The organism is Paenibacillus sp. GCM10023250, from assembly GCF_042653205.1.
Taxonomy (GTDB): Bacteria; Bacillota; Bacilli; order Paenibacillales; family Paenibacillaceae; genus Paenibacillus_Z.
In genome coordinates, this window is record NZ_JBHSHY010000074.1 from 1 (window position 1) to 11,637 (window position 11,637).

Below are 11,637 nucleotides of genomic sequence, written 5' to 3' on the forward strand. Positions count from 1 at the left end.
TAGCTTGTTCTCCTTAATGAATGCTCGCAGCTGCTCTTTCGTCCATAATCCCATGTGTGCTCCCCAACCTTTCTATTACTTTCATTTTAGTAGGTTTGAGAGTTTACACAAAGTATTTTACAGACTCGTTTCCGGCGCCGTACAGGTGGCAGGTCGAAGGGAGAGTCTGCGCGCTCGAAGCGCCGGAGCTCTCCTTTCTCTCACTTCGAATGCACTCCTTCAATAAGCAGGGTAAACACCTGCTGAACCAAGGTTTCATAGGCATACGGGGACTGAACCAGATAGTCCGGTTTGGCCAACGTTTCGATGGCCGCGAGGAAGACGCTCACGACAAACCCTGTCTCTATATCGCTCCGAAAATATCCGCTCTGGATCCCTTCCTGAAACAACAGCGCCAGCTGCTCGACAATCACCTTCTTCCGCAATTCCATCAACTTCCCGTAAGCATCCGGCATGGTCCGCTTGAGGTCATCTAGCGCCTCCGTCTTGATAATGGAAAGCTTGCCGGCGATGATGCCGAGGAATGATCAGATTTTCTGCTCAATGCCGTGCTCCGGGTCGCGAACGATCTCCCCGATAGCAGCAGCCTGCGACTGATAAAACGAAACGATGACCGCATCGAGCAGTTCTTCTTTGCGCGGGAAGTTAGGGTCGATTTGCTCATCGAAAGTCCCGACACCAGGTCTTCCGTTGAAATCTTGGAAATTCTAGATTCCCGATATAAGGCTTTCCGGTCGCCGGCGCTGGCCTTCATGCAGTCCGTCTCTCTATCTCATCCTACATTATTAAAATAAGTAAATATCATTATATTAAATTTACCAATTTTATTAACGGGGGTATAATGTAGTGGTATTCACACAAGAAGGAGGAAGCGTAAATGAACGATATGCAGCAACGGACCATGAATGCAGCTTATACGGGCAGCTTCAATTCACGTGTGGCTTTTCCGCTTGGAGGACTGGGTTCCGGCATGTTTTGCTTAGAGGGCACGGGAGCCTTTTCGCATTTTTCCCTGCGCAGCACGCCGGATCTCAGGAATGAACCGCTGATGTTCTCTGCCTTAAGCGTCAAACACAAAGGCGGTCTATCAGCCAAAGTACTAGAGGGCCCGGTGCCGTCATGGAAGGTCTTTGTCCGCGGCGGTACAGGCACCGGAAGTGAGGGTAAGCACTACGGACTCGCTAGGTTCGCCGAGAGTACGTTCGAGGGACGATTTCCATTTGGAAAAGTAGAGCTCCACGATCCCAAGATTCCGGTAGAGGTGATCGTCACCGGGTGGAGTCCGTTTATACCGCTGCATGCGGATGATTCCAGTTTGCCGGCAGCCGGATTGGAATATACGTTCGTAAATACGTCGGAGGAATCTATCGAGCTTGTTTATTCGTATCACACCGCTCATATTATGGCTGCTGCAAGCGAGAAGGGCATGTTGAACATTCCTAGAGAGGGAAGCCACACCGTGCGCCGAACGACGAATGGATTTATCCTAGAGCAACCGCCTGCGGACGATAAGCCTTGGGTACAGGGAGCATTCAGCGCCGCTACGGATCAACCGCAGACGATCGTAGACTGCGCCTGGTTCAGAGGCGGCTGGTTTGACTCTATGTCCATGGTATGGAACGCTGTTGCGGCGGGACGATATGTAGAGAAGCCGCCCGTCGGCGATAACAAGCCGAGTCCCGGTGCCAGCTTGTACGTCCCCCTGAACCTTCAGCCCGGAGAGCGCAAGACCGTACGATTGAGACTATCGTGGTATGTACCCGAGACGAATCTACAGGAAGGCGTTCCAAAAGAGCCTGTCGACCAACGAGCCATTCCTGAATATCATAAGCCTTGGTATGCGGGACGCTTCGCGGCAATTGACGAAGTTGCGGATTACTGGGAACGAGAATACGACCGGCTGCGGAAGGGGAGTGCTGATTTTCGTGATTGCTTCGACAGCACCACGCTGCCAGCCGAGATCAAGGAAGCCGTGGCTGCAAATTTATCGATCCTTAAGTCCCCGACCATTCTGAGGCAGACGGATGGCAGGCTGTGGGGATGGGAAGGCTGCTTGGACCTCGGCGGCTGCTGTCATGGCTCCTGTACGCATGTATACAACTATGCGCAGTCGATCCCGATTTTGTTTCCCGAGCTCGAACGCGGTTTCCGCCAGACCGAATTCCACGAGGGGCAGGATGAACGCGGTCATCAGAACTTCAGGATCCCTCTTCCTATCCAAAGCGCAGATCACGGATTTCATGCGGCCAGCGACGGACAACTCGGCGGCATCATGAAGCTGTATCGCGAGTGGCGGATCAGCGGGGACACGGAATGGCTTAAGCGTTTATGGCCCAAAGCGAAAGACAGTCTAAGCTACTGCATCAACACCTGGGATCCTGACGGCTTGGGTATCCTCATCGAACCTCATCACAACACCTACGACATCGAATTTTGGGGACCGGACGGCATGTGCACCTCGATCTACCTAGGCGCGCTGAAGGCTGCCTCTTTGATTGCCAGAGCCTTGGGCGAATCGTCTGTCAAGTACGATCAACTATACAGTGATGGCCGCCATTATTTAGAGCATGAGCTTTACAATGGGGAGTATTTCGAACAAAAGATGATTTGGGAGGGGCTGCGTCATCCCTCGCCGGTAACGTTGCAAAACTGGAATATCGATTATTCGCCGGAAGCCGTGGAGCTGCTGCAGCAACAAGGACCGAAGTATCAGTATGGCAAGGGCTGCCTGGCAGATGGTATTATTGGAGCCTGGATGGCCGAGATGTGCGGGTTAGGGGAAATCCTCGACCGCGACAAGGTCAGAAGTCATCTGCTCAGCGTATACCGCTACAATATGCGGCATGATTTAAGCGAGCACTCCAATCCACAACGGCCAGGCTATGCGCTTGGCAATGAAGGCGGCTTGCTGCTCTGCACTTGGCCCAAAGGAGGCGAGCTCGCCTTGCCGTTCGTCTATAGCAACGAGGTGTGGACGGGGATCGAATACCAAGTGGCTTCCCACCTGCTGTCCCTCGGCTGCGTAGAGGAAGGGCTGGACATCGTACGTACGTGCCGTTCCCGGTATGACGGACGTGTACGCAACCCGTTTAACGAGTATGAGTGCGGACAGTGGTACGCGAGGGCCATGGCATCGTTCGGCTTGATCCAAGGGTGGAGCGGCATTCGCTATGATGCCTGTGACCGAACCCTATATTTTGCACCGAAAGTGGAAGGGGATTATCGGAGCTTTCTATGCACGGCCGAGGGATACGGAGTCGCCGGCATCCAGAACGGCGCACCGTTCTTCGAGATGATGTCTGGCCACGTTCGCATCGATCATGTGCGGCTCGTGAAGTAAGATTTCGTCGCATCGAAAGAGGTGGGCCATGAACGGCAACACAGAGGGAAAAAAAAGGCCGTCGATCAAGGAAATCGCGGATCAAACGGGGTTTTCGCCTGCGACGGTTTCCCTGGTACTGAACAATAAAGGCAGTTTTTCCGAAGAGACGCGACAAGCTATCCGCAAGGTGTATGCCGAACGCAGCCATGAATTGGCCCAATCGGGCGGGAGACCTTTGATCCGCTTGCTCATCGAAGAAACCGCATCGTTGATTGAAGACCCGTACAATCGAGAGATCATTCAGGCTATCGAAGGCGAAAGCAGATTACTCGGGCACGAGATCATGCTGACCTTCGTGCGAGAGCATGCGGAACCGCAGGAGTGGCTCGTGAATGCTGCCGGCCTGATCGCGGTTGGGGGCGGATTAATTACCGATTCGATGATCGCCCGGCTGCAGCAATATCAGACGCCCTTGGTGCTGGTCGACAACTACTCCCACAAGGGCGATGTACTCTCGATTCATTCCGATCATTACGGGGCGGGGAACTTGGCAACGCAATACTTGATCGAGCGGGGCCATCGCAGGATAGGCTTCATCAGCGGACCGGCGAAGTACAAGCCTCTAGTGGACCGGTACGCAGGCTATTGCGCTGCTCTGATGGAGCATGGCCTGCCGATCGTACCCGAACTCATATCGCCTAACATGGACCGAAGGTATATCAAGGGCTATCTGGAGATGAAATATTTGATGGAGCTGCCGGATCGGCCGACTGCCGTTTTCGCGGTCAGCGATCGTGCGGCCTATGGCGCCATTCAGGCGATTCGCGACTTAGGTCTGGTGCTGGGAAGGGACGTGGAGTTGATCGGCTGCGACAATATCCGCGGACATGAGGAGATCGCGGCGCTGGCAGCTACCATACATATTCCCCGAGCGGAAGTGGGACAGCTGGCAGTGCGCTTTTTGATCGAAGCGATCAAGGGGAATGCGCTCGGCGGGAAGGTGATTATCCCGGCTAAACTGCATGAGCCATAATCCATGGATAGACCCTTCGATGTAGGGTCTATCCACAATTCGATATCACGGATTCTATATCGCTGCTTCAGGAGGGGGAACGGGAGAGTGGCAGATAGCAAAGACAATTTTTATCGGCATATGGGGGTTTACGGCATTTGCGCAGCCGATAACCGTATGATCGTGATTCGCAAGATCCTAGGCCCTTACACAGGAAAATATGATTTGCCCGGCGGGCAGTTAGAGCGGATGGAAACCCTCGAACAAGGAATCACAAGAGAATTCCGAGAAGAAACGGGGTATACGGTTCGACAGATTAATCCTATTGGGGCTTGCGATTTTACGGTGACGTGGACAGTACGAGATGGTCATACAGTGAAAAATTTGCATCATATTGCGCTTTTATATGAAGTCGATGTTGATTCGCAGGAGCTGGCTCATCCCATTGAATCGTTTGAAGGGCAAGATTCAAACGAGGCGATGTGGCTCGATCTTGATCAAGTCACGTCTGACAATTCGTCGCCCCTCGTAGTGCAGGCTGTAAATTGGATACGTACTAGGACGATTCCTGTTGCAAGCAGCTCATACGATTACAGATTCTAAATCATGCGAAGCGATAGCGAGCACATTCGCAGACCTTGGGACGGCCGGTATACGGATGAGTTTTTGTTTACGGTGCGCGCCTGCGTCTCCGGGCCAAGCGTTGAGCGGATCATGGAGCCCCTTAGCGGCGAGTCCGACTAGGAAGGTTGATTTCTATGTAAGCATCCTATCCGAAACGTGATGAAGATTCATGGCCGCGGCATTGCCCCGCGGCTTTTTTTCTTGTGCCCTGTTCCAGACGGCGGTAGTAAAGCCAGCATCCATTAAGGTATCGTCCAGATGGTACGGGCAGGGAAGATCATCGTTTTTTTCGACGCAATTTAAACTTTCCATAATCAATGACCACAATGCGTTTGTTATTGACTATCGCTAAATTTCTACGCTGCGCCTTGTGATGTTTAGTCAAAATATCGAGCGCTTTAACACCATGCTTTCTAAATTTCCTTTGTAATTTTTTAAGTCTCCTCAAATTTATCTTTGTATGACGGAAATTACGCTTGTATTTTTTCATCTCGATCCACTTAAAATTGGAAGCATACTTTTTGATACGACCAAGATGTTTCCTTATTTTTTTTTTGTATTTTTATAAATTTTGACTTCGGTCTTGTTATTGTCAATCCCCCTTTTTGACTTAGCAACTTTAAGAACAGAGTGATTTGATAGCTCATAGACATCTCTGTTTCTGCCGCTTCCTATTTTCCGTTTCTTTTTCACTCCATATTCACTCCTTTCTAGACACTGTATTCCCCATTTCAATTTAGTTTCTGGGCAGATGGGCAGAAAAACAACCGCCTCATACGGGATGTAGAGTGAACAGAAGAGAAGCGTCAATCAGCCTTCAACCTGATGATAAGGTGAGGTTGATTGACGCTTCCCTTTAACAGAGCCATCCTGTATAACCGAATTCCCTCATGATATCTGTAAACGAGCTTACTGAACCAAGATTGAATCCTTGTTATGCTGGTTGCTAAGCAACGCTAAAAAAGGAAGGAGCAATTAGGGATGAAACCAACATTGAAAGCTGCGTTGGAAGTTCAGGCGAATCTAAGCGCAAACAATTCGCATGCCGCTGCTGTTTTTGGGGAATACCTACAGTACCTTCGTGACCAAGGGGCAGGCAAGGGACTAGACATCGGGGAGACGGCACCGGATTTCACATTGGAAGACGCGACTGGCAAATGGATCACGTTATCGGAGGAGTTGAAGAAGGGACCGGTCATTCTCATTTTTTATAGAGGAGAATGGTGTCCATTTTGTAATTTGCAATTAAAAGCCTACGATCGCATCATGGGCGATATTAAGTCCGCGGGCGCCCAACTGATCGCGATCAGTCCTCAGACGCCGGATCATTCTTTATCACAACAAGAAAAGCTGGAACTGAGCTTTATGGTCTTGAGCGACCGTCAAAATAAAGTGGCGGAACTGTATCATTTGAAATATAAACTCCCCGAATTCATGCATGAGCGATTAAGCATGTTACCGGATATAAACGGAGACGATTCGTTTGAACTGCCCGTCCCTGCGACGTATGTCATCGATCAAAGCGGCCGAATCATCGCTGGCGTATCGGATATTAACCACAGAACGAGAATGGAGCCGTCGGAAGCTTTGGACATCGTCAGGTCTTTATGAGGAAGGAAAAATAGGGCAAGGAGAGATTGAATATGCAAACCTCGGCGAAAAATTTATTCACGGCATTGCGCGAACGGCGCTCTATTTATGGCATTAGCAATGCATCACCGGTTTCGGATCAACGGATTCAAGACATCATCGAGGAAACCGTGAAACATACGCCATCGGCGTTCAATAATCAAACGACCCGTATCGTGCTGCTTTTGGGCGAACAACATAACAGGTTATGGGATATCACGACCGAAGTTCTTCAAGCAACCGTTCCTGCCGAAACCTTCGCTTCTACGCGGGAAAAGATGAATGGATTTCGTAATGGCTACGGAACCGTGCTGTACTTCGAAGATCAGTACATCATTGAAAGCTACCAGAACAAATTCCCGACTTACCGAGAACAGTTCCCGATCTGGTCGCAACATACAAACGGCATGCACCAATTGGTGATCTGGATGGCGCTGGAGGCTGAAGGGCTGGGTGTCAACCTGCAGCATTACAATCCATTGATTGACGAGCGGGTCAGGACAGCATGGGACCTGCCGGAAAGCTGGAAACTGATCGCCCAAATGCCATTCGGGAAACCAACCGCCTCAGCAGGCGAAAAACAATTTAGTCCGCTGCAAGAACGGATAAAAGTGTTTAAATAACATCCATTCGGGGGCTGTCTTAATGACAGTCTCTTTGTTTATCCCCGACCCATGATGTCGGTCGAGATAAAAAAAGACGACCCCTGCGCATTCAGAGGTCATCAGCGTGCCAGTTAACCTGACGGTCGCTTGTGTAACGACCACAATCCTTTATTCATGAACGGGAGTTGGCGTGGACTCGCCGCCGGCCTCGCGCCGGGGAAGAACCCAGTCAGGGCGAGGGAAGTGGCAGGTGTAGCCGTGCGGGTAGCGTTCCAGATAGTCCTGGTGCTCCGGCTCGGCTTCCCAGAAGTCGCCGACTGGCGATACTTCGGTGACGACCTTGCCCGGCCACAAACCCGACGCGTTCACGTCGGCGATCGTCTCCTCCGCCACCTGTCGCTGCTCGTCGCTCGCATAGTAGATCGCCGAACGGTAGCTGGTGCCGATATCGTTGCCTTGACGGTTCCGCGTCGTAGGATCGTGGATCTGAAAGAAATACTCCAGAATGCGACGGTAGCTCGTCTCCTCGGTATCGAAGACGATTTCGATCGCCTCCGCATGCGTGCCATGGTTGCGGTAAGTCGCGTTCGGAGTGTCGCCTCCGGTATAGCCGACGCGAGTCGAGACGACGCCGGGAAGCTTGCGGATTAAGTCCTGCATTCCCCAGAAGCATCCCCCGGCGAGTACTGCGCGCTCATGCATGGTTTACCTCCTCAATCTGATCGGGGTAGTTGCTGTGGCCTCGCTCCCCATGACGTGAGGGTTGCGGAAACCATCAACCATTATACCCGCGGTATGCCTGACTGAAACCTCAACGGAAATTATCCACATCTGATACGCCGGGGCATTATGAGATGCTGCCGGCGCCTTTTTTTGTTCGTTCGGCCAGCTTCGTAATCGACTCCGCGTCTTGAGCGGTTAAGTGATCCAGAAAATGCTTGCGGATGGCCGTGGAGACGATGGGACGGGCCTCATCTAAGGCTGATTTGCCAATGGGGGTGATGATGACCTGCACGCCGCGATCCGTGTCCAGCGGCCTCCGCATCACTAGCTTGCGTTTCTCCATCCGCGTCAGATGATGCGACAATCGACTCTTATCCCAGTCCATGGATTCGGTCAGCTCTTGCTGGCGAAGGCTGCCGTTCCCGAGAAGGTCTAACCGGTCCAATACGCCATAATCCCCCTCGGATAGTCCCGTGTGCTCGGACAACTCTTTGACTACGCGGCCGAAGATGTTGTGAAAGGCGCCTTTCCACTTATACCATAATTGAATTTCTTCTTCGTTAAGTGTGCTGTTCTCCATGTCATCATCTTAGCATGGTTGACGTATCAACTTCAATGTGGTACCTTTTCTTATGGTTGATATGTCAACCAACTGATGTGGAGAGGTCCAAGAAAGGAACAGCTATGATGAAAATGAATGTAAGTACGTCTATGCCCGTTATCTCGTTTAAGCCGATCGTGCTGTCAGCCCCGGACCGAGGGGAAGACCTGCAAGTGCGGGTATCGGCGCCAGCGGCAGGCAGCCAATTGCCCATGATTATTTTCTCGCACGGCTTTGGCTGGTCGATGGACGGCTACGCGCCGCTAGTCGACTACTGGGCTGCTCACGGCTTTGTGGTCATCCAACCTACCCATCTCGACTCGAGGACGCTGAATCTTCCTCCCGACGATTCCCGTACACCGTTGATCTGGCGTTTCCGCGTCGAAGACTTGAAGCTCATCCTGGACCAGCTTGATCGTATTGAAGCTGCCGTTCCAGGCCTCAGCGGTCGTCTCGACCGAAGCCGCATCGCCGCGGCTGGACACTCCTGGGGAGGCCAAACGGTGAGCATGCTGCTTGGCGCACGGGTCCTCGATGCCCATGGTGAACCGGGAGAGGACATGTCTGACTCGCGGATCAGGGCGGGCTTATTGCTGTCCACGACCGGCCTTGGCGGAGCTGACTTGAGTCCGTTCGCGGCAGAGCACTTTCCATTCATGAATCCGAGCTTCTCTGCTATGCGGACGCCGACACTTGTGGTCGCGGGGGATCATGACCAATCCCGCTTGTCCACTCGGGGGCCGGACTGGTTCACTGATCCCTACTTCCTGAGCCCGGGCAGCAAGAGCCTGCTCACCCTATTCGGGGCCGAACATATGCTGGGCGGCATCTCCGGGTATCACGCAGCGGAAACGACGGACGAGAACCCCGAACGCGTTGCTTTTCTCCGGCAGCTCACGTGGTCGTACCTTCGCGATGCGCTCGACCTCGACAATTCCAGCTGGCTGGAAGCCCGCAAAGCGCTGGAGGAGAGCCCCCATCCGTTGGGCCGGATTGAATCCAAGCAAGATTGATCCAACCGATCTCAAAGCAGGGACCATCCCCCAAAAAGGATGGTTCTAAAAAAGGAGAGTGTTACGAATGCAGTCGAACCCAAGAGGAACGCATTCCATGAGCAAACCGTTCCCTGAAGCTGCCGGTATACCAGTTAACGAGCCCACTCCGGTTATCACCTTCAGCCCCGTAGTGCTGCCGGTCCCGGGGCGGATGACGGATTTGCAGATCAAGGTCTCCGCGCCGTCGATGGGGAGTAACCTGCCCGTGATTCTGCTGTCGCATGGCCATGGGCCATCGAACTTCATCTCTTCGCTGCACGGCTACGCGCCTCTCGCCAACTTCTGGGCCGCTCACGGCTTCGTCGTGATTCAGCCTACTCATTTGGACTCGAAGGCGCTGGGCCTGCGTGAATCGGATCACCCGGAGGCACCGTTGTTTTGGCGGTTCCGAGCCGAGGACATGCGCGATATTCTCGATCACCTCGACCACATCGAGGCTGCTGTCCCAGGGCTCGGCGGGCGCTTAGACCGGAGCCGGATCGCCGCAGTCGGGCATTCCATGGGCGGGCATACGGTAGGCATGTTGTGTGGTCAGGGTGTGACTGATCCGGCAGACGGGACGGAAGTGAATCTGGCCGACCCTCGGATCAAGGCGGGCGTCCTCCTGGCTGCGCCAGGCAGAGGCGAGGACCTCGCCGTGTACGCGACGGAGCACTACCCGGTCTTGAGGACAACGAGCTTCGCCACAATGACAACGCCAGCCCTCATCGTCGTTGGCGAGCACGACTGGAACCCCGCCTTTTCCGATCGCAAGGATTGGCGTTCCGATGCGTATGTCCTGAGCCCCGGCCCCAAATGCCTGCTGACGCTGTTCGGAGCGGAGCACGGGCTAGGCGGGGTGGCGGCGTACGACGCGAAGGAAACGACCGACGAAGATCCCGAACGCGTGGCTGCGCTGCGTGCGCTCGTCTGGTCCTATCTCCGCACCGCGCTTTACCCCGAAGACCCCGCTTGGCCCGCAGCGTGCGCCGCGTTGATGGATACGCCTAATCCGCTTGGTATGATCGAATGCAAATGAAGCTTTTAAGAAGCCTATGCACTCATTCCTGATTAGGATCAAAGGGTGCGACTCATGTAGCTCAACGTAGAAAGGAAATTGTTTGAGCTTAAAGGGATCTCAGGGAGGACTACCGCGGCAGTTTCTCCCTATTTCCGTTGAAGTAACGGGGCAGTTTAGCGGAGTTGTATACTGAAAAAGGGTACTTATGTATAGTGAACATATAATGAATCTCGTTAAGGCAATTATTAGTGAATTATTTGAGTTACGATCTCACTGTATCGCAAATCTTGGGAATCGGATCAAGTTCTTGTCATGCCAAATGACAAGAACTTGATCCGATAACTAAAAAAGCCCGCGTTTTAGGTGGACTTCATTCGGACAATGATCTTATCAACCGACATATGTCCTGATTTGCCCGTATGTATGTCAACCTTCGTTTCGTTCAACGATAGCCACTTTTCTAAGTTCAACAAAAAACGCCATTCTCAAAAGTGAACGGCGTTCAGAAAAACCGAATCAGACTTGGATGGCGGATATTACCCTATATTCCGACGGACGAAGGCTGGCTTTACTTGGCCAGTACTCTGATCGCGGCAGCCAATATGCATCAACCATTCCAGGAGCGACTCCGCCACTATAAAATGAAGGGCAGTATGAGTCGTAAGGGCAATTGCTACGACAATGCTTGTATGGAGTCCTTCCATAGCGTGCTAACGAAAGAACTGATCTACCTGAACAAGTTCAAAACAAGAGCTGAGGCAAAGGCCAAGATCTTTGAATATATTACTTGTTTCTACAATGGGAAAAGGATCCATTTCTTTCATAGGGTATCTCTCGCCCAATAAATACGAACATACATTCCTAACAAAGGCGTAATTTTCTCGATTTGTTGTGTCTAAATTTATTGACAAAGGTCCAAAGCGACATGTGATTATGCTAACGGACAGCATTCCTATTATGAAGAAATACGAGGTTTGAGAAATAAAAAGACTCCTTGGTATGATGTTAAGGGGTCCACGACGCTGGCCGGCTGAACGGATCCCAAAAACAAACCAAGGAGAACACA

The 11,637-nt window shown here is 52.2% G+C and carries 11 protein-coding genes and 1 pseudogene; 8 read left to right on the top strand and 4 right to left on the bottom strand.

Features of this window, described 5'->3' with window-relative positions; translation table 11 throughout:
- Positions 1-200: 200 nt before the first annotated feature.
- Positions 201-425: a hypothetical protein gene (locus tag ACFPB1_RS26975; RefSeq protein ID WP_379229301.1), complete on the bottom strand. Its 225-nt coding sequence runs from the start codon at positions 423-425 to the stop codon at positions 201-203.
- 452 nt (positions 426-877) lie between these two features.
- Between ACFPB1_RS26975 and ACFPB1_RS26980 the strand changes: the two genes are divergently transcribed.
- The 3 genes from ACFPB1_RS26980 (at position 878) to ACFPB1_RS26990 (ending at position 4,937) form a co-directional block, all read left to right on the top strand.
- Positions 878-3,340 (top strand): GH116 family glycosyl hydrolase, encoded by a 2,463-nt coding sequence (locus ACFPB1_RS26980; RefSeq protein WP_379229302.1) that lies wholly within the window; start codon positions 878-880, stop codon positions 3,338-3,340.
- A 28-nt stretch (positions 3,341-3,368) separates the two neighbouring features.
- A complete protein-coding gene (locus ACFPB1_RS26985) occupies positions 3,369-4,355 on the top strand; it encodes a LacI family DNA-binding transcriptional regulator (protein ID WP_379229303.1) in 987 nt (328 codons plus the stop codon).
- Positions 4,356-4,442: 87 nt separating this feature from the next.
- Positions 4,443-4,937 carry an NUDIX hydrolase gene (locus tag ACFPB1_RS26990; RefSeq protein WP_379229304.1) on the top strand — a complete coding sequence of 165 codons (495 nt, stop codon included), beginning with the start codon at positions 4,443-4,445 and terminating at the stop codon, positions 4,935-4,937.
- Between the two features lie 564 nt (positions 4,938-5,501).
- Here the strand turns inward: ACFPB1_RS26990 and ACFPB1_RS26995 are convergent.
- On the bottom strand, positions 5,502-5,651 hold the full coding sequence (locus ACFPB1_RS26995; protein ID WP_379229305.1) for a hypothetical protein: 150 nt from the start codon (positions 5,649-5,651) through the stop codon (positions 5,502-5,504).
- Positions 5,652-5,939: 288 nt separating this feature from the next.
- Here ACFPB1_RS26995 and ACFPB1_RS27000 point away from each other — a divergent pair, with 288 nt between their 5' ends.
- Together ACFPB1_RS27000 and ACFPB1_RS27005 are read left to right on the top strand one after the other, a co-directional pair.
- The gene (locus tag ACFPB1_RS27000; protein ID WP_379229307.1) at positions 5,940-6,569 is read left to right on the top strand and encodes a peroxiredoxin-like family protein; all 630 of its coding nucleotides are present in this window, start codon (positions 5,940-5,942) and stop codon (positions 6,567-6,569) included.
- A gap of 32 nt (positions 6,570-6,601) precedes the next feature.
- On the top strand, positions 6,602-7,210 hold the full coding sequence (locus ACFPB1_RS27005) for a nitroreductase family protein (protein WP_379229309.1): 609 nt from the start codon (positions 6,602-6,604) through the stop codon (positions 7,208-7,210).
- A gap of 150 nt (positions 7,211-7,360) precedes the next feature.
- Here ACFPB1_RS27005 and msrA read toward each other — a convergent pair whose 3' ends face one another.
- On the bottom strand, positions 7,361-7,894 hold the full coding sequence (gene msrA, locus ACFPB1_RS27010; protein WP_379229310.1) for a peptide-methionine (S)-S-oxide reductase MsrA: 534 nt from the start codon (positions 7,892-7,894) through the stop codon (positions 7,361-7,363).
- A 145-nt stretch (positions 7,895-8,039) separates the two neighbouring features.
- Entirely contained in the window at positions 8,040-8,495 is a 456-nt protein-coding gene (locus ACFPB1_RS27015) for a MarR family winged helix-turn-helix transcriptional regulator (protein WP_379229311.1), read from the bottom strand.
- A gap of 107 nt (positions 8,496-8,602) precedes the next feature.
- Here ACFPB1_RS27015 and ACFPB1_RS27020 point away from each other — a divergent pair, with 107 nt between their 5' ends.
- The 3 genes and pseudogenes from ACFPB1_RS27020 to ACFPB1_RS27030 form a co-directional block, all read left to right on the top strand.
- Positions 8,603-9,529, top strand: a complete 927-nt coding sequence (locus ACFPB1_RS27020; RefSeq protein ID WP_379229312.1) for an alpha/beta hydrolase family protein — start codon at positions 8,603-8,605, stop codon at positions 9,527-9,529.
- Between the two features lie 97 nt (positions 9,530-9,626).
- Complete coding sequence (locus ACFPB1_RS27025; RefSeq protein WP_379229313.1) at positions 9,627-10,589, top strand: alpha/beta hydrolase family protein; 963 nt, start codon at positions 9,627-9,629, stop codon at positions 10,587-10,589.
- 629 nt (positions 10,590-11,218) lie between these two features.
- A pseudogene (locus ACFPB1_RS27030) lies at positions 11,219-11,447 on the top strand (IS3 family transposase); the annotation flags it as partial.
- Positions 11,448-11,637 lie beyond the last annotated feature (190 nt).